At 43.4% G+C, this 18,302-nt stretch carries 20 protein-coding genes and 1 other RNA gene; 13 read left to right on the top strand and 8 right to left on the bottom strand.

The features are described from left to right. Positions 1–36: 36 nt before the first annotated feature. From THEIN_RS09335 to THEIN_RS09360, 6 genes are all read right to left on the bottom strand, one after another. Positions 37–564: a MamS/MamX family magnetosome protein gene (locus tag THEIN_RS09335; protein ID WP_013908428.1), complete on the bottom strand. Its 528-nt coding sequence runs from the start codon at positions 562–564 to the stop codon at positions 37–39. A gap of 482 nt (positions 565–1,046) precedes the next feature. Further along, entirely contained in the window at positions 1,047–1,721 is a 675-nt protein-coding gene (locus tag THEIN_RS09340) for a DUF1614 domain-containing protein (protein WP_013908429.1), read from the bottom strand. Beyond that, the gene (gene tsaE / locus THEIN_RS09345) at positions 1,711–2,133 is read right to left on the bottom strand and encodes a tRNA (adenosine(37)-N6)-threonylcarbamoyltransferase complex ATPase subunit type 1 TsaE (protein WP_013908430.1); all 423 of its coding nucleotides are present in this window, start codon (positions 2,131–2,133) and stop codon (positions 1,711–1,713) included. The genes THEIN_RS09340 and tsaE overlap by 11 nt, the downstream gene beginning before the upstream one ends. Then, complete coding sequence (locus THEIN_RS09350) at positions 2,120–3,688, bottom strand: bifunctional ADP-dependent NAD(P)H-hydrate dehydratase/NAD(P)H-hydrate epimerase (protein WP_013908431.1); 1,569 nt, start codon at positions 3,686–3,688, stop codon at positions 2,120–2,122. Before THEIN_RS09350 ends, tsaE begins: the two co-directional genes overlap by 14 nt. A gap of 39 nt (positions 3,689–3,727) precedes the next feature. After that, positions 3,728–5,098 (bottom strand): tRNA lysidine(34) synthetase TilS, encoded by a 1,371-nt coding sequence (tilS, locus tag THEIN_RS09355; protein WP_013908432.1) that lies wholly within the window; start codon positions 5,096–5,098, stop codon positions 3,728–3,730. Then, entirely contained in the window at positions 5,079–5,801 is a 723-nt protein-coding gene (locus tag THEIN_RS09360) for a hypothetical protein (protein WP_013908433.1), read from the bottom strand. Before THEIN_RS09360 ends, tilS begins: the two co-directional genes overlap by 20 nt. A gap of 34 nt (positions 5,802–5,835) precedes the next feature. Between THEIN_RS09360 and cbiB the strand changes: the two genes are divergently transcribed. The 11 genes from cbiB to THEIN_RS09415 all read left to right on the top strand — a co-directional run bounded on the left by cbiB (position 5,836) and on the right by THEIN_RS09415 (position 14,905). Beyond that, positions 5,836–6,816: an adenosylcobinamide-phosphate synthase CbiB gene (gene cbiB / locus THEIN_RS09365; RefSeq protein WP_013908434.1), complete on the top strand. Its 981-nt coding sequence runs from the start codon at positions 5,836–5,838 to the stop codon at positions 6,814–6,816. Further along, entirely contained in the window at positions 6,747–7,790 is a 1,044-nt protein-coding gene (cobT, locus tag THEIN_RS09370) for a nicotinate-nucleotide--dimethylbenzimidazole phosphoribosyltransferase (protein WP_013908435.1), read from the top strand. Before cbiB ends, cobT begins: the two co-directional genes overlap by 70 nt. Beyond that, on the top strand, positions 7,790–8,521 hold the full coding sequence (locus THEIN_RS09375; RefSeq protein WP_013908436.1) for an adenosylcobinamide-GDP ribazoletransferase: 732 nt from the start codon (positions 7,790–7,792) through the stop codon (positions 8,519–8,521). The genes cobT and THEIN_RS09375 overlap by 1 nt, the downstream gene beginning before the upstream one ends. Positions 8,522–8,605: 84 nt before the next feature. Continuing rightward, on the top strand, positions 8,606–9,166 hold the full coding sequence (locus THEIN_RS11760) for an archaemetzincin (protein ID WP_013908437.1): 561 nt from the start codon (positions 8,606–8,608) through the stop codon (positions 9,164–9,166). Continuing rightward, the gene (murI, locus tag THEIN_RS09385) at positions 9,163–9,993 is read left to right on the top strand and encodes a glutamate racemase (RefSeq protein WP_013908438.1); all 831 of its coding nucleotides are present in this window, start codon (positions 9,163–9,165) and stop codon (positions 9,991–9,993) included. Before THEIN_RS11760 ends, murI begins: the two co-directional genes overlap by 4 nt. Positions 9,994–10,080: 87 nt before the next feature. Then, entirely contained in the window at positions 10,081–10,557 is a 477-nt protein-coding gene (locus THEIN_RS09390) for a flavin reductase family protein (RefSeq protein WP_013908439.1), read from the top strand. After that, the gene (locus THEIN_RS09395; protein ID WP_013908440.1) at positions 10,557–11,219 is read left to right on the top strand and encodes a YfgM family protein; all 663 of its coding nucleotides are present in this window, start codon (positions 10,557–10,559) and stop codon (positions 11,217–11,219) included. Before THEIN_RS09390 ends, THEIN_RS09395 begins: the two co-directional genes overlap by 1 nt. 188 nt (positions 11,220–11,407) lie before the next feature. Further along, a complete protein-coding gene (locus THEIN_RS09400) occupies positions 11,408–12,097 on the top strand; it encodes a DUF2202 domain-containing protein (protein ID WP_013908441.1) in 690 nt (229 codons plus the stop codon). Between the two features lie 76 nt (positions 12,098–12,173). Next, positions 12,174–12,992, top strand: coding sequence for a PfkB family carbohydrate kinase (locus THEIN_RS09405; RefSeq protein WP_013908442.1), 819 nt, complete (start codon positions 12,174–12,176; stop codon positions 12,990–12,992). A 71-nt stretch (positions 12,993–13,063) separates the two neighbouring features. Continuing rightward, positions 13,064–14,053, top strand: a complete 990-nt coding sequence (ilvC, locus tag THEIN_RS09410; protein ID WP_013908443.1) for a ketol-acid reductoisomerase — start codon at positions 13,064–13,066, stop codon at positions 14,051–14,053. A gap of 213 nt (positions 14,054–14,266) precedes the next feature. Beyond that, complete coding sequence (locus THEIN_RS09415) at positions 14,267–14,905, top strand: class I SAM-dependent methyltransferase (protein ID WP_013908444.1); 639 nt, start codon at positions 14,267–14,269, stop codon at positions 14,903–14,905. Here the strand turns inward: THEIN_RS09415 and rnpB are convergent. After that, positions 14,905–15,342: RNase P RNA component class A (rnpB, locus tag THEIN_RS11870), an RNA gene on the bottom strand. The genes THEIN_RS09415 and rnpB overlap by 1 nt on opposite strands. A 123-nt stretch (positions 15,343–15,465) precedes the next feature. On the opposite strand from rnpB, the gene THEIN_RS09425 reads away from it, so the two are divergent. Beyond that, positions 15,466–15,957 (top strand): CarD family transcriptional regulator, encoded by a 492-nt coding sequence (locus tag THEIN_RS09425; RefSeq protein WP_013908445.1) that lies wholly within the window; start codon positions 15,466–15,468, stop codon positions 15,955–15,957. A gap of 3 nt (positions 15,958–15,960) precedes the next feature. Further along, on the top strand, positions 15,961–16,995 hold the full coding sequence (locus tag THEIN_RS09430) for a PIN/TRAM domain-containing protein (RefSeq protein WP_013908446.1): 1,035 nt from the start codon (positions 15,961–15,963) through the stop codon (positions 16,993–16,995). Here the strand turns inward: THEIN_RS09430 and THEIN_RS09435 are convergent. After that, positions 16,992–18,260, bottom strand: coding sequence for a molybdopterin molybdotransferase MoeA (locus THEIN_RS09435; protein WP_169311174.1), 1,269 nt, complete (start codon positions 18,258–18,260; stop codon positions 16,992–16,994). The genes THEIN_RS09430 and THEIN_RS09435 overlap by 4 nt on opposite strands. Positions 18,261–18,302: the final 42 nt, after the last annotated feature.

Genomic DNA, 18,302 nt, shown 5'->3' on the forward strand with positions numbered 1-18,302 from the left:
AAAAGCCCCGCTTTTGCGGGGCCTTTTGGTTCATTATTAGTTGGAATAACGCCAGCATTGACCTGGGCCATAACCCATGCCTCTACCGTAGCCGCGCCCCTGACCAGGACCATAATACTGATTACCACTTCCCTGGTTCATTTGCATCTGTTGACGGCCTCTATTTTTCCATGGGCCACCCCGCCAAAGAGGCCTTCCGTCCTCTCCCCTTAAAACAATGGTCTGGCCAGATACCGTAATTTTAGTAGCAACGATTCTGGTAGTCCCGTTAGGAAAAGTCACTTCGTAGCCTTCTACCGTAATGTCTTCGCCTACTGTGGGGTAAGGGACTCCCATTTGCTGCCAGTACCACCTGGGGCCAATGCCGTAAACGGTAACTACTCCTTGATCTGTTTCAATTTGTAGCCCTTGGCTGGCAGGCCAGGGCACGGCCTTAACCACTCCGGTAATTGTTACCGGAGTTCCCGAAAGGATGTAAGGCACTGCCGGTGGGTTGGGATTCTGGGCCCACGCTCCTCCTACCATAAACAAGCTAACTACCATAGCCAAAATTAATTTCCTCATCTCTTCTACCTCCTTGTTTTATTTTTACTTCTTACTAACTGCAATGTGCGTGCCATTTTAAAAATCTGGAAAAACTAGCAATCCCAGGAGATTTTCTAAAAAGTCTAGTAATTAGTTCGACAAAAAGAACAGTTCGACAATAGTGTCGAGGGTCATGTCAGCGTCTTACTAAGAGGTTTCGGGCTCGCCGTGATTCTTCGTGTCTCTGCGAGGCCTCGTCAGAGGTCGAAGCGGTCTTCAGAGATCTCTTAGCTGCGCTCGGGAGGATTGCTTCGCTTCGCTCGCAATGACAATGTGAGGAAGCTCGCAAGATTGTAAGAAAGTTTGTAATGACAATGTAAGGAAGCCTGTAATGACAATGTTAGGAAGCCCGTAATGACAACATAAAGAAGCTCAATGGCGATGTAAGAAACTCGTAATGACAGAGTAGAGATAGAGCCCGCAATGAGCCAAAAGGATTGCTATCTTTTTGCTATCAGCCGTTACGCCAAAATTACGGCGATAATTCCCGTGAGAAAGATGCCGTCAAAGGTCCCTGCGCCGCCAATGGAAGCCACCGGGGCTTTGAGGCGGTTTATATCCCTTAGATGCAAGATGTCCGCGCCAATGAGGGTGCCAAGCGTTCCTGAAATATAAGCAACTACCGGGGCTTTGTCTGGGGAAATAACCAGGGCTATAAGAGCAGCGGCTAACGGTGGGATAAACATGGGGATAGCTATTCCTATGCCTGGTACAGGACGGGCTAGTTTGTAACATATAAAAGCCACTATAGCGGTGGCTATAAGTGGACTGATAAAAAGACCATTTTGTACCATGAGATATAAAGAGACAAAAACGGGGATTACGCATCCACCAACGTTTACAGCTATTATCGTATAACTTGGCTCTCTTACCCGAGGAATTACATAGCGTATGCCGAAAAAGGTAACCTCTACTTCTTCAGGATAAAGCTCACGGTCCCTTCTAATTTTTTTAACGGGAATATTTATATTGCTACCTATTAGCGAACCGAATAAAAAAATAAATACTTGGCCAGCCGTTAAACCAAGTTTGCTGGCCGCTATTGTTATTAGGCCAATATGGACGAAAATAAACAATAAAAAGAGTAAGAAAAGAAAAAGAAAGAAAAATAAGATAGCAAAAGGGCTAAATATCATTTTTATCCTCTATTGTTATAAGTCTTTCACTGGGGCCTATTATTTCAAAGTAAACTTTAATGGCTTTGTCAAAGAAAAAAGGAAGTCTTTCACTCCATTCTATCACCAGAACACCTTGTTCAGCCAGTTCTTCAAGGCCTAAATCGTAAACATCTTCAGGCTCGAGACGATAAAGGTCCACATGATAAAGGGGAACACGCCCAGGATACTCATTTATAATAGCAAAAGTTGGGCTCTGGACATAATAATCTTTAGGCACTCCAAGACCCCGCGCCAATCCTTTAACAAAGGTGGTTTTTCCTGCTCCAAGATCACCAAAAAGAAAGATTACATTCCCACGAGATAGCTTTTGCCCCAGTTCTTCAGCCAGGCGTTCTGTTTCTTCAGGGCTTTTTGTTCTAAAACTGGCCAAGGTTTTTCCTCACCATTATTTCTTTGATGGCATTGGGCAAAGTTTCCGCTACTTCTTTAGCTACAAACCCAAACGGCCCTTTACGTTTAGCAAGAATATCAGCGGAAAGCCCATGTAAATAAACTCCTAGAGAGGCAGCTATAAAAGGTTCATAGCCCTGGGCTAATAAAGCTGTTATGAGGCCGGTTAAAACATCACCTGTTCCTCCGGTAGCAAGCCCAGGATTACCCGAGTAGTTAACCGCTTCCCGACCATCTGGGCTTGCCACTACCGTGGCAGCACCTTTAAGGACAACAATGCTTTCTGTTTCCTTGGCGGCCAGACGAGCTATTTCAAGGCGATTTTCCTGTATTTTTTCTTTAGAAATATCAAGGAGTCTGGCAAGCTCTCCCGGATGAGGCGTTAAAATGCGAGGGGCCTGGGCCCGACGTAGGTGAAAGACTTCTCCGGCTAGGGCCGTAATAGCGTCAGCGTCTATTACCGCGGGGATATCAAGGTGAGCTACCAACCTATGAACTAATTCAAAGGTTTCCCGATGGATGCCAAACCCAGGCCCTATGGCCACGGCTTTCTTGTCCCGGCAAAAGGAGATAATTTTATCAAAGGCCTGGTAAGAAAGGCTTTGAATATCGGTTTCTTCTTCTAAGGGAAAGGTCATGGCTTCGGTAAGAGTAGTTTCAAAAATGTGATTAAGGCTTTTAGGGCATATCAGCGTAACCAGGCCTGCTCCTCCCCTTAAAGCCCCAAGGCAGGTGAGTATGGCCGCGCCTGTTTTACCAGAAGAACCGGCCAATACAGCCACATGGCCGTAAGTCCCTTTGTGGGAGTCAGGCCCTCTCGGCTTTAAGTGATTGGCCGCCCAGCTCTCATTCAATAAAAAACGCGGGGGAGCAAGTTCGGCTATAACCCTTTTGGGCATGGAAATATCAACTATTTTAAGCTCACCTACGTAATGGCGGCCGGGATAAATCACCTGGCCTACTTTGGGAAGGGCCATAGTGGCGGTAAGCGAGGCTTTTACGGCAATTCCTAAAGGCCTTCCCAGGTCTGCCGAAAGGCCCGAGGGGATATCCACAGCTACTACGGGTTTTTCGCTCTGATTTATAGCCTCAATAGCAGCGGCAAAATGGCCTTTTACTTCGCGCTCAAGGCCGGTGCCAAAGATAGCGTCAACTATCAGGCCCGAGGCCTTTATTTCTTGTTTCAATACAGAAATATCGTTGTTTACCAAAAATAAAGGGATTTCCATTTTTTTTATTATTTGAAGGTTGACGAGGGCATCTCCTTTAAACTTTTCAAAAGGTGCCAGGCAAAATACCTTTACCGGAAAGCCCTTTTGGGCAAGGTGCCTTGCGATAACAAAGCCGTCTCCACCGTTATTACCCGGCCCACAAATAATTAGGGCACCTTGAGAAAGAGAGGGCCTAAAATATTCAAGAATTAATTCGGCTGTTCCTCGACCGGCATTTTCCATAAGAACCAGGCCGGGGACGCCAAACTCTTCAATGGTGTAGCGGTCAAGGGCCTGCATTTCACGGGCGTAGACTAGATTCATAACTCAACTCCCTTTTAGAATTGGCAATATTTAAACCTATTATTTTGTGAAAGAAAATTCTATTACCAGAGCTTTTTGATTTTTGTCTTTAGGCCCTAAGTTTTCCGCTATTGCCAGCCCAGGGATGCCGATAATCTGGCCGTCTTTTTCAATAACTGGCCATAGGCGACGTTCATCATGGGTGAGTCCGTGCTCCCAAAAAATTTTTTTTAGTTTCTTACGGCCAGAAAGTCCAGCAAGCCTAATGCGGTCACCTGGTATGGCTGAGCGCACTATCAACGGAAATTCAATTTTTTGAGGGTCAAGCACAAGGGCCCCTTTAGGGGCTTCCTCTGCTCGGGCGTAGTAAACCCGAAGGACAATTTTATTAGGAAGAATGTATTCGCCTGTCCCCGAAATTTCTTCCCTAAAAGGCTTAACAGGGGCTTCTATTTTTTTGAAAACAAGCCTTCCAGGCTCTCGTCTGGCGATAAAGCCACCGGGCAAGTTAATGTTTCCTCGGGTTTTGCCAGTAAGAAGGGATTCAATTTGTTCTATGTGGCTTAATCTTATGCGGAAAAGCGGTACCCCTATAGCCTTTAACGCTTCAAGATACATGCGCCTTCTAAGTACCAAAGGCACATTAACAAGTCCTCTTACACTTAAATGGAAAGCACCGGCTTCTCTTCGGCCGTGCTTTTGTAGCTTTTCAAGGGCTAAGCAACCTAAGAATTCTTCTTCTTCAGCTACCAGAAGGGCCGTCCGTTTAAGGCATCCTTTTACATTTTTGTGAAAGTGTTTTTCAAGAAAAGGGATAAGCAAATGTCGAACCCGATTTCTTAAAAAGCGAGGATCCTCATTACTAGGGTCTTCTATATAAGGAATATTTTCTTTTTTGAGGAAATCTTCTATTTCTTCGCGAGAAACCATGAGAAGAGGCCTTATAAAAATGCCTCCCCTTTTAACCGGGATACCAGCAAGCCCACGCCTACCAGCCCCTCTTATAAAGCGAAGAAGTACTTCTTCGGCTAAGTCGTCAGCCTGGTGGGCAAGGGCTACTCTATTTAACTCATATTCCTCGGCAATTCTTTCAAAAAAGCGATACCTAAGTTCTCGCCCGGCTGCTTCAAGCGAGATCTTTTCCCTTTTGGCATAAAGCTTTACAGGAGCTGCTGCTAAAATAAATGGAAGTCCTAGTTTTTCTGCGTATGATTTGACAAATAGGGCTTCCTTTAAGGATTCTTTGCGCAAGCGGTGGTCATAATAGGCCACGAAAAGGTCGAGTTCAAGTTCATCTTTTAAGGCCAAAAGTACGTGAAGTAAGGCCATAGAATCTGGCCCGCCTGAGACCGCTAAGAGTACTCGCTCCCCACCAGAGAGAAGGCCAAATCTTTCTATATCTCGCCTGACCTTACGAATGAGTTTTGACATAATCAAGGATAGCTTGGGACTTTTCTCGATAGCGGCCAAAGGCCTCTTTGGCCAGAGAGGTTAGCTCTTTTTGGACTTCTTTTAAAGGGGGAAGAAGGGGGATATCTGGTAATAGTTCTTCAGGAGGCGTAATTTTTTTGAACTCCATTTTTTTTTCAAGTTTGGCGGTGGATTCGTCTAAAGATGTTTGTCCTAGATCAGCGTACTCCGAAGAGGAATCAAGGCTTTTTAGAAAATGCATTATTTCGCTGAGATTATATTTTTCTTTGAAGATTTCGATCTCGTGGTTGATGACCTCGGCCTCAACTTTAAGATCCTCAAGAGTTTTGTGATATTCTTTTAAGGTTTCACATAGTTTTTCATAACAGTCTAAAAATAAATTTTTGTAACGCCCTTTGGAGGTAAAGCCTCTTAGGTGAAAACCAGAAAGAGATTCAAGAGAGGGTTCTTTTTCCTGAAAGTAGGCCTCTTTTAGACCGGTTATTTGAAGAAATCTGTTGATAAATTCTTTATCTTGATGGAGAAGAAGGTAAAGACGCCCAAAAGCTTCTTCAAGCTTAGGAATAAATTTCTTTTTGACTTCTTCTACTTTTCTAAAATAGTTTTCGGTGTCTTCTTCAATTACTCTTCTGGCGCTAAAATAGCGTTCGGCAAGGTCTCTTTTAACTTGATAGGCTAAGGCCTTGGCTACATCTTCTTCCATGCTAATATGGTGAGTCTTTTTGGAGCAGACGTCAATGGTTAATTTACCAACACCATTAATTATATTGCTAGCCTTTGTTCTCGATTTATTATTCGCAGACCCTCAGGTGCGCTGGCATCCTGTACGTGTGATAGGTCAAGTAGCCGAATTTTTTTGTCGTTTTTTCTATTCGCTGGGAAGACTTGGCGGCCTTCTCACTTTATTGTTTACCAGCATCGTTTTTGTAGGGGGGGTGTCTTTCACCGTTTGTCTTTTTCCACCTTTGGAAATCCTTTGGCTTTATTTTTTTATAGCCCCCACTTCCCTTCAAAAAGAGGTACTGAAAGTGGCTGAAGCCTTACAAGAGAACATCTCTTTGGCCAGAAAGAGGCTTTCTTTTTTAGTGGGGAGGGAAACTAAAAACCTTGATACATCTCAATGTGTGCGGGCTGCAGTAGAAACACTTGCAGAAAATTTCACCGATGCCCTGGTAGGCCCGCTTTTCTGGTATATGGTGGGCGGTATTTATGGGGTAGCCTTTTACAAAGTTTGTGAGACTCTTGATTCCATGTATGGTTACAAGACCAAAAAGTGGCTTAGATTCGGCTACTTCTCCGCTAAGTTTGACGATATTCTTAATTTTTTGCCAGCCCGATTGGCAGGCCTTTTTATTGTATTAGCTTCAGGTCTTACAGGGCAAAATTTATGGCGAGCTTTTAGGACCATGCTGGCTGATGCTCATAAACATGATTCCCCTAATTCGGGCTACACTGAGGCCGCTATGGCCGGAGCACTGGGCATAGAATTGGGTGGCCCGGTGGTTTACCAGGGGCAATTTTTTGAAAAAGAGCGTTTTGGAAAACCTTTGCGTGAGAGGGAAGTTTCAGATATCTTTTTGGCCGGTAAAATCATAAGATTGGCTACTTTTTTAATAGTGGCCACTATAGTCTTTCTGGAGGTATTTTTATGGAAATTAGGTTACCCAAACTTAATCGAGCTGATTATGAACGAGCTCAAAGGCGCCTTGATAACTTAACCAAGCCTCGAGGAAGCCTTGGATACCTGGAAGAACTTGCCAAACAATATGTTTACATTACAGGGGAGCTTTTCCCTTCTCTACCTTTGAAAAAGCATGTTTATGTTTTTGCTGGGGACCACGGTGTAGTGGAAGAAGGAGTTAGTGCCTATCCTCAGGAAGTTACCAAACAGATGATATATAATTTTTTGGCTGGTGGGGCAGGTATAAACGTTATTGCCCGGCAGGCTGGAGCTGAAGTCTTTGTGGTAGATGTTGGTGTCGCTGGTGAAGTCGAGGCCGAAGGTTTGATTAAACGCAAGGTTTGCCCTGGCACCAAGAATTTTCTGAAAGAGCCGGCTATGACTCGCAAAGAAGCTGAAACCGCCTTGCAGGTAGGTTTTGATCTGGCCACTCAGGCAGCCGAAGAGGGAGTTAAACTTCTTATCCCCGGAGAGATGGGAATTGGAAATACCACGCCTTCGGCGGCGGTAATATGCGCTATTCTTGATGAAAAGCCAGAAGACATCGTGGGCCGTGGCACGGGCATTGATGATCAGGCCTTACAACACAAGCGCGAAGTGGTGGCTAAGGCCCTTTCCCGTTATCAATTCAAAGATCCTATAGACGTCCTAGCCAAGGTAGGAGGAGCTGAAATTGGAGCCATAGCCGGACTTTTTCTGGGCGGGGCCTCAAGAAGGGTACCAGTTATCATAGACGGCTTTATATCTCTTGCCGGCTATACTATTGCTCAGGCCCTGGCCCCAGAGATAAAGGATTTTGTCTTCCTAGGCCATTGTTCTGAGGAAAAGGGAGCAGCAAAAGTTGTTAAAAAGCTGGGTTTAAGGCCCATTGTTGACCTCAGTCTCAGGCTAGGGGAGGGCACGGGGGCCTGCCTGGCGAGCATTATTGTTGAAACAGCCCTTAGAATACTTACAGAAATGGCCACTTTTGATGATGCAGGCGTCACCAAAGGGAATGAGTTTGAAGAATAATGCTTAAAAAAGAATGGCAGGCTTTTCTTTCAGCGGTATCCTTTTTTACCAGGATACCGCTTACTCCTAAAGAGTTTTCTCTGGAACTCGGCGTTTTTTATTTGCCCTTGATTGGCCTTTTTCTAGGAGGCCTTTTTTTTCTCTTGGCCTTATTGCTTATATCTTATCTTCCTTCGGTTTATCTGGCGCTTCTTCTTATGGCTATAAAGTATTACCTAGCAGATTTTTTTCACTTTGACGGCCTTCTTGACTGGGCAGACGCCATGGCCGCAGGAGGTGATATCTCCCGTAGGCTTGAGGTCTTAAAAAAGCCAGAAATTGGAGTTGGAGCCTTTTTGTTTGGTTTTTTCTTCCTGCTTGGAGAATTTTTACTAACTAAAGATTTACTGGAAAAAGGACTTTTGTTAGTCATTTTGTGGATGCCTGTTGCCGGAAGGCTTGCCTCTTCTCTTATAGCCCTTTTCCTTGAACCTGCCAAAAAAGAAGGGCTGGGCTTTCTTTTTCTATCTGGCTCAAGAAAGCGATTGTGGCTGAGCCATATTTTTGGGCTTCCGCTCTTTTGCCTTTACCCTTTGCCAACTCTGGCTGTGTTACTTCTTGTTCTCTGTCTGCGTTTCTCTTTTCGTAAAAACTTTGGCGGCTTAAGTGGAGATCTTCTCGGTGCCACCTTGATGCTAGCTGAATGGATTTTTGTAGCTGTATCTCTTATTTCTACCAAGATTCCCGCTTAATTGGGAATTAAGGCGTTGGCTTTGTTTGGTAGAAGGTTTAGAATTTAACAAAAGATCTTAGTTTAACCATGGGAGTGACTTTCTATGAATAAGCCGTTCATGCTGCTGGTACCTTTTGGAAAGGTTTCAGGCCCCTGGCTTGAAGAGCTTATTAAAGAACTTGCGGAGACTTTTCACTCCCAGGTAGAGCTAACAAGACCTCTTTCTTATCCTCCATCAGCTTTCTGTTTTAAGAGGCGTCGTTTTTTTGCTCACCTTCTTATTGATTTTTTGCGGGAAAAGGCAGGGCCGGTAGATTTTGTAATAGGCTTAACTGATGCGGAACTTTATAGCGTAAACTACAATTCTGTTATCTCAGAAAGCCATTTTCAGGCCAGAGCAGCGGTGGTTTCTGTTAACAAATTGCGAGATTTTCTTTTTGGTGAACGCCCAGAAGAGCTTTTTTTAGAGCGAGTTTTTAAAGAAATTTTAAGGTCTTTTGGGCATATGCTCGGGCTTGGGCCCTGTTTTAATCCTCGCTGTGTAATGTATCCTTCTTTAAGCCTGGTAGAGACTGATCTTAAAAGTAGTTCTTTTTGTCCTGATTGTTCTTTGAAGTTGCGTCTCCGCTTTGGAGATATTCCAATTTTGAGGAAAGCAGCTTGATAGGCGTTTTTGATTCAGGCATTGGTGGATTGACCATTGTCAGGGAAATTTTGCGCAAGCTCCCTGGTTACCGAATAATTTATTTTGGTGATACTGCTCGCACTCCTTATGGTACTAAAAGCCCTGAAACTATTATCTCTTACGCTATTCAGGATGCCGAGTTCCTTTTGGAATATGGAGCCAAGATTATCGTGGTGGCTTGTCACTCAGCCTCAAGTGTAGCCACCGAGGCGTTGCGCGAGCGTTTTCCCGATGTACCTATTTTTGAAGTGGTATCTCCTTCGGTAAAAAAGGCCCTGGCCGTTACCACCAAAAAGATTATCGGGGTAATAGGCACAAGAGCTACTATTTCGAGCGGCATATACCAGCGGAAAATTGCAGCCATTGATCCTGAGGTAAAAGTTTACGGAAATGCGTGTCCTCTTTTAGTGCCCTTAGTGGAAGAGGGATGGCTTAAAAAGCCTGAGACTAGACGCATTGTCAAAAAATGTCTTATCCCCCTTAAAATACGAGGCATTGATACCTTGGTTTTGGGTTGCACTCACTATCCGTTGCTCAAACCAGTTATTCAAGCCAAGGCTGGCCGTAGGGTAAGGCTGGTTGATCCTGCCGAAGAGGTTGCTATCGAGGTAGCTGAATTTCTAAAGGCTAATCCTCGTTTTGAGGAAAAACTTTCTCGTGGAGATGAGCCTCTCATCTATGTTTCTGATTTAACCGAGGCCTTTGAAAGAGTGGCGAGACTTTTTATGGGGCGAAGAATTACCCTTCTCAAGGCTGACTGTGAAATGTCCCATATAATAAAACCGCATATAACCAAAACAGGTTAATATTTTTGATGACTTGGGCCGGAATGTTTACTAGAATAATTTGGAGAAATAACGTTAGGTTTTTTAATTTTTTGTATGGAGGGGAATATGGGATTGCAATCAATAATTACCAAATATATTCCACAAGGAGTCTTTGTTGTAACCGTTAGAGAGGGAAAAATAATAAACGGTATGACTGCGGCTTGGGTGGGCCAGGTGTCTTTTAGGCCCAAACTTTTATCTGTATCTATAGCCCCTCAACGTTACACCTATGACCTTATCAAAAGCTCTGGTATTTTTTGTATAAATGTCCTTGGGGAAGGGCAACTTGAGCTTGCTAAACACTTTGGCTTTAAGAGTGGGCGTGAAGTAAACAAGTTCGAAGGAATTGATTACATGTCAGCGCTTAATGGTTCTCCGGTTTTAAAAGACGCCATAGCCTATTTTGAATGTAAGGTGTTTTCTACCTGTGATGCCGGGGATCATGTCCTTTTTATTGGGGAAGTTATAGACCATGCTGTTTTGAAAGAAGGGGTAGAGCCTCTCATATTTCGTTGGGATGACTTTTTCGGAGGTAGAGGGTAATGGCCAAAGAGAAGAGAAAAGAAGACAAGCCAACTGAAGAACTTCTTGTTCTTCATGAAAAATGGGTTCACTTTGCGCAACGCCATATCCGTGAAATAGTCGTAGCTGCTATAGCGATAGTTTTAGTGGTGGCTGTCTGGTCGGGCTTCTCTTATTATCAAAAGCAAAAAGCCGAAAAGGCAGCTGTTCTTTTGACGCAGGCCATAATGACCCAGGACCAAAACCAAAGGGAAAGCCTTTATCAACAAATTATTAAAAAATACGGAGGTACTCCTGCTGCCCTAGAAGCTCGTATGGCTTTATTTGAAGAGTATTACTCTCAAAAAAAATTCGATAAAGCCTTTTCTGAACTCAAACAAATTGAAAGTAAAGCCAGAGGGGACTTAAAGTACTTTTCTTTTTTAGGGCTCGGTTACGTAAACGAAGAACAGAAAAAGTTTCCTGAAGCTGAAGCCGATTATATGAAAGCAGCTAAAGCTCGTATAGGGCTTGAAAAAGTAGCTTACTGGGATTTAGCGCGGGTGGCCGAGTTACAGAATAAAACAAAAGAAGCCATAAATTACTATGAAGAGCTAATGGCTTTACAACCAGTAGGCGAAAAACTTACTTTTATTCAAGTAAAATTGGCGCGCTTGGAGAATAAGCAAGGCCAAAAGCCTTAATTTTATTACGGGGAATTTATAACCCTCATTTTTATCTTTTTTTAAAGCGGAGAAATATCTTTGTAAAATATTGATTTGCCCCTACGGCGCTCGAAAAAATTTATAAAAATGTTCAAATAAATTGTTCCCAAATTCCAAAAATTTGGATAGTATAATAAAATAAAATTTAATTAAAAGGAGTTTTAAAAATGAAAAGATTATTGATTGCGTTTCTGGTGTTTTTTGTAGCAGGCAGTGTTTGGGCTTTTCCTCCTGGAGCTTTTAAAGAAAATAATTTTCCCATACAATGTATAACCTTAGTCAAAAAGTTACCTAAACAACCTCTTAGTCCTGCTGAAAAAGAAGGCCTTTTTAAAATGATAGAAGAAGAAAAATTAGCCCATGATGTTTATTACGCCTTGTTCCAGCGCTGGCAGCTTCGGGTTTTTAATAATATCGCCCGAAGTGAACAACGCCATATAGATATGGTAAAAACTTTGATAGAAAAGTACGGTTTAAAAAATCCTGTTGAAGGTTTAGATGTTGGTCAGTTTAAATCCAAGGAAATGCAAAAACTTTATATGGAACTTGTTCGTAGAGGGATGTCATCTTTGGGAGAGGCAGTTAAGGTTGGCGCTTTAATTGAAGAAATGGATATTTACGATCTCCAGCAAGAACTAAAAAAGGCCGACAACGAAGATATTCGTATAGTTTATCAAAACCTGATGAAAGGCTCTCGCAATCATCTACGTACTTTTGGAAGCTGGCTTGAAAAAATGGGCGTTCCCTACACACCCCAATATCTCTCCAAGGAAGAATTTGCTAAAATCGTCTCTTCACCTAAAGAAATAGGCCCAGTAGATGCCCAGGGCAAACCTATGAAAATCAATACGAAATAAATCTTTTATCTGGGGGTGACTAGTCACCCCCAGATAAATTGCAAGAGATCAAAGCCTCTAGTATCACTCTCTTTATATGGCGCGTTATATCCTTTTAGGGCATTTGACCCGTGATCTTTACCCTGGCTATTTTCTTTACGGTGGAGCAGTTCTTTATGGTGGCCTTCTGGCGAGGAGGCTTGGCTTTGAGACCTGGATTATTACTGCTTCGGTGGAAAAAGATTTGAAACATATTTTTCCCGAACTCAGGTTCTACAACTTCAAAGCTAGAAAAACCACCATATTTGAAAATATTGAAACCCCTTCTGGCAGGCTTCAAAAGGTATATGCTAAAGCTCCGGCCATTCCATTAGAGAAGGTTCCAGATTCTTTGAGAAAAGCAGAAATAATTCAGGTAGCCCCTGTTCTTGACGAAGTTGATCCCGCTTCACTGGCTTTACTAGAAACAAAATTTTTGGTTTCTAATCCTCAAGGCTGGTTTAGAGAAGTTTTGCCTTCCGGGGAAGTTAGACCCAAAAGGCCAGATATAAATATCTGGCCATACTTCAAGGCACTAGTAATTAGCGAAGAAGACGTTAAGGCCTGCCCGGATATTTTACCTCTACTTTGTGAAAAAGCAGATAATCTCGTGGTTACTATGGGCAAGGCAGGCGCCAGGCTTTATTCTAAAAACGAAGAATTTTTTCTTGAAGCTCCCTTGGTGTCCAAAATAGTTGATACTACTGGGGCTGGAGATATTTTGGCTACTGCTTTTTTTGCTATGCTTTATGCTACCGGGAAGCCTAAGGTAGCCCTTGAGTTTGCCATGTGTCTGGCCGCCATTTCTGTTACGCGAAGGGGTCTTGCCAGCGTGCCCACTTTAACAGAAATAAGCCGCTGCCTGGAAAAACCTTAAAAATTCCTGAAGACAGATGTTTTTATCTGTGTTATCTAAACTGCAAATTAGTAAATATAAGGAGGTAGCCCATGAAAATTTATTACGATCAGGATGCTGATCTTTCTTATCTAGAAAATCAAACCATTTGTATTCTTGGTTACGGTAGCCAGGGACATGCCCATGCTTTAAATCTGCGTGATAGTGGACTTAAAGTTATTGTCGGGCTACGAAAAGGCGGGCCTAGCTACGAAAAGGCCAAGGCCGATGGTTTTGAGCCCCTTGACCCGGCTGAGGCTTGCGCCCAAGCCGATGTTATCATGATGCTTGTGCCGGACCAGATTCAACCTGAAATTTACGAAAAGGCTGTTAAGCCTAATCTTTCTTCCGGCAAGATGTTAATGTTTGCCCATGGGTTTAACATTCATTTTGGCCAGATTATTCCCCCAGTTGATGTTGACGTGACCATGGTAGCCCCTAAAGGCCCAGGGCACTTAGTGCGCCGTGAATACGAAAAGGGTGCTGGTGTTCCCTGTTTGATTGCTGTTGAGCAGGATGCTACCGGAAAGGCTTTTAAAAGGGCTCTTGCTTACGCCAAGGGAATAGGCGGCACACGGGCCGGTGTTCTTGAAACTACTTTTCGTGAAGAGACAGAGACTGACCTTTTTGGTGAACAGTGTGTTCTTTGTGGAGGGGTTACGGCTCTTATTAAGGCTGGATTTGAAACCTTGGTAGAAGCTGGTTATCAGCCAGAAATTGCTTATTTTGAATGTTGTCATGAGCTAAAACTTATTGTTGACCTCATTTACGAAGGCGGGCTTTCATACATGCGTTACTCCATAAGTGATACGGCTGAATATGGTGATCTCACTCGTGGTCCGCGCATTGTCACTGAAGACGTGAAAAAAGAAATGAAGCGCGTGCTTGAAGAAATCCAATCAGGCCGTTTTGCCAGGGAATGGATTTTAGAAAACAAGGCCAATCGTCCTGTATTAAACGCCCTAAGACGCCGCGAAGCTGAACATCAGATTGAAGAAGTGGGCGCTAAGCTTCGAGCCATGATGCCCTGGTTAAAAAAATAAGCCAAAGGCCCTCCCTCATGGAGGGCCTTTAAGTAAGTTGAAGCATTTATATTTTGCTATTTGCCAGTGGCTACTTACTATATATTCTCTGTGAGTCTTACGGGTGAGGCGATCTTTTAAGTAAAGCATTTTGCTATGGTTTCATTATTAATATCACCAATTATCATTTAAACCCGGAATTTTACGCGCAACTAGAATAAAGTTTTAAAAATTATGAAGCGTTTCAGACGTAGATACTATGACTTGTTTTCGCATTTATACGATAAAATTATTGCTCTCCATAGTCAGGATAAACGAGCTTTATTAAGGGAGCTTTTAGTTGAAAAAACAGGTTTAAAACCAGGGGGCTCTTTAATTGACCTGTGTACAGGGACAGGTGCTGTAGCTATTACCGCTAGCAAAGTGGCTGGAAAAGAAGGTCTAGTTATAGGCGTTGATTTTTCATTGGGTATGCTGAAAAAAGCTCATCAAAAAGCCAAGACTATCAAGGCCACTAATCTGTACTTTGTGTTAGCTGATGTGGCCAGGCTACCTTTTGCCGATAAAAGCTTCGACGCGGTAACCTGCTCCCACGCCATGTACGAATTAGACCCTTTGACTAGAGAAGCTGCCTTAAAAGAGGCCTATCGGGTGCTTAAGCCTGGTGGCTGTTTCGCCATGATGGAGCACTGCGAACCTAAACACCCTTTTATTCGTTTACTCTACTACATCCGCTTGGCTAGTATGGGATCAACAGAAAACCGCACATTTGCTCGCGACGAAAGACCTTTTTTAGCCCGTTATTTTGAAGACGTAAAACTAGAAGTTACCCCTACTGGCGGGTCAAAAATTATAAGAGGGATCAAAAAATAAAAAGGGGCCGGCCATAAGCCGAGTTCTGTACCCCATTCGGGGTGGAGGTCATTCCTCTAGGCGATTGGTTACCCAACCGCTCAAGCGGCCTACCCGGGAGCATCGGGCGGGGCACCCTCAAGCGCTCCCCTACATGGCCTTTCTCCGGGTGGGGTTTGCCGTGCCCTCTCCTGTTACCAGGAGAGGCGGTGGGCTCTTACCCCACCTTTTCACCCTTACCCCGCACCCATTTTTGAGGCAAATTGGGTAGCCCCTAAAAATAAACGTACCTTCTCAATCGTCTATAGATTCAATTCGCCCTGAAAATGGGTACGGGGCGGTCTGTTTTCTGTGGCACTTTCCAGGGGTTACCCCCTCCGGGAGTTACCCGGCACCCTGCCCTGTGGAGCTCGGACTTTCCTCCGAGGATTACTCCCCGGCGACCTCCGACCGACCCCATTTAAAATATAAGCAAAAAACAGGGACAGGCAAACATTAAGTAAATGAGTTTTTATCTTTCATTCACAAAACTGTCTTTTAATGGTAAAATTTGGCAAATACTTTAAAGCGGGAGGTTTGCCATGTTCAGCGTAGGAGACATGGCCGTTTATCCTGCTCATGGCGTAGGGGTCATTGAAGCAGAGGAAAAAAAGGTCATTGGCGGTAAAGAAAAAATTTTTTATGTAATGCGTATCCTTGATAATGATATGACAGTTCTCATTCCTAAAGACAATATAGATCGCATTGGCTTACGAAACATCATTTCTAAGGAAGAAACGAGCAAAGTCTATAGTATCCTCCAAGAAAGAGACGTTTCTTTAAACAACCAGACCTGGAACAGGCGTTACCGCGAGTACATGGAAAAAATCAAAAGTGGCTCCATATTTGAACTTGCTCAAGTCCTTAGAGACCTTTATCTCATCAGCAATGATAAACAGCTTTCTTTTGGTGAACGCCGTATGCTTGAAACAGCCAAGAGTCTATTGATTAAAGAACTTTCTTTGGCGGAGGGAAAGACCGAGGCCGAAATAGAAGACAAGATAAATGGCCTCCTGTCTGACAATGGAGGATAGTTAGTGCTGAAAAAGGTTCTTACGGCGGCTCTTTTTCTGATATGTGCTTTTTTGGGTTTTTTTGCCTTTAAGAACCTGTCTTATGCTAACGAACACCCCTGGTTTTCTTATCTAGGTTTTTTAGTGGGCCTGGGAGTTGCTGCCTTGGCCATCTTTATCGAAAAAGTTTTTCGTAAAGTTCCTTTAGCAGTCATAATCGGCGGTGCTTTTGGTCTATTTCTGGGTCTTGGAGTGGCCAGGTTACTTTCTCTTGTGTTTGAACAACTAAATTCAAGTCTGTTTAGTGCCTTTCTCTATGGTTTATTATCAGTATTTTTCGGCTATTTGGGACTGGTTTTAGGGGGCAAGAAGTTTCAAGAAATCAAAATGCCTGACAGCGTTAGCAATGCGGTATCTTATGTTTCCAAAAAGTTTCAGCGGGAATGCCCAAAAGTTCTAGATACCAGCGCCATTATAGACGGCCGCTTGGCAGACCTGTGTGAAACCGGTTGGGTTGACGGCCCACTTATTATCCCGAGTTTTGTTTTGACTGAACTGCAACACATTGCTGATAGTACCGATCCTCTAAAAAGAGCCCGCGGACGGCGGGGCCTTGACACCCTTCAACGTATTCAAGACTCAGGAAAAGTAGAGGTAAGAATTCTTGAGATAGACTACCCTGAAATCAAAGAAATAGACCATAAACTGGTAGAACTTTGCCGTGAAATCGGGGCTAAACTTATTACCACTGATTACAACCTCAATAAAATAGCCCGTCTCAAAGGTGTACCGGTGCTTAACGTAAATGAACTGTCCATGGCCTTAAAGCCTATAGTTACTCCTGGAGAAATTATTAGAATTACATTGGTTAAAGCAGGGAAGGAAAAGCACCAGGGAGTAGGTTATCTTGATGACGGTACTATGGTCGTGGTGGAAAATGCCCGTGATTTGATAGGCAAAGAAGTGGAAGTAGTAGTTACCAGTCTTTTACAAACGCCTGCTGGCCGCATAGTCTTTGGCCGTTTAAAAGAGGCCCAAACCAAAAAAGCCGTAGCCTAAGGCAAAAGAAAGACTTCAGCCAATTCACCTTCGTAAATTCCTTCAGAATTTTCTGGAATACGTAAAAAACCATGAGCTTCAGCCATAGAAGAAATTAGACCGCTTTTTTTTAATATCGGGAGGGCTATCACTCCTTTTTCGGAAAAAGAAAGTTTTACCCTAACGTAATCTTCGCGCCCTGGAGTAGAAGGAATATTCCGCGCGGCATAGGCCATGATTTTTCTCAGAAAAAGATGTTCACCTTTTGCGCCTTGCATGTGAAGCAATAAAGGCCTGACCATAATGTAAAAGATTAAAAGGGCACTGGCTACTTGACCAGGTAATCCGAAAATGGCTTTGGAGCCCACTTGCCCAAGGATGGTTGGCTTACCAGGCTTTACTGCTACCCCATGACAGATTAGTTCTGCCTCAGGTAATCGTGAAATAGCCTCAAGAGTAAAATCCCTAGTCCCAACCGAAGAACCCCCAGATATAAGTAAGACATCATTTTCTTGAATGGCTTTTTCTACTTTTACAAAAAGTTTCTCTTTAACGTCAGGCACAATGCCATAAAGCGTGGGAATAGCCCCTGATTCTAAAGAAGCGCTGTAAAGAGTATAAGAATTTATATCTCTAATTTTTCCTAGAGGGAGCTCTTTTTCTGGAAGAACCAGTTCATCTCCTGTAGAAAGAATTCCTACTTTCGGCCTTTGGCCGACTTCTACTTGGGTAATACCAAGCCCAGAAAGTACACCAATAACAGCCGGAGTGATTTTAATCCCGGCGGGAAAAACTATAGTTCCTTTTTCGAAATCTTCTCCTTTAAAGATGACATTTTCATAAGGAGCTACAGGCCTTTTAACTTCAATAATACCTTTTTCCTCTTCGGTATATTCAAGCATGACCACAGCGTCAGCTCCTTCTGGGAGCATTCCTCCAGTGGCAATACGAGCGGCTTCTCCAGAAGCAAGGGAAAAGGAAGGTACCTCGCCCATAGCAATTTCGCCTTTAATCTTTAGGATAACGGGCTCAGACTCCCTAGCACCAAAAGTATCTCTGGCATATACAGCGTAACCGTCCATAGTAGCCCGACTAAAAGGCGGGAGGTCTTCTTTAGCCAAAATATCTTTGGCTAAATATCTACCAAGGGCTTCTTTTAAGCCTAAGGACTCTTCCGGCAACATAGGAAATTTTGTTATCTCTTCCAAGACTTCAGCCACCTTTTTGACTTTGAAAAACGTAAACATATTGCCACCCAGCCAGCTAATAATGGTGTTTTTTAGCATAGTCAACTGACTTAAAAATTCAACTTTGGGACAGGCAAAACT

This window comes from Thermodesulfatator indicus DSM 15286 (assembly GCF_000217795.1).
Classification (GTDB): domain Bacteria; phylum Desulfobacterota; class Thermodesulfobacteria; order Thermodesulfobacteriales; family Thermodesulfatatoraceae; genus Thermodesulfatator; species Thermodesulfatator indicus.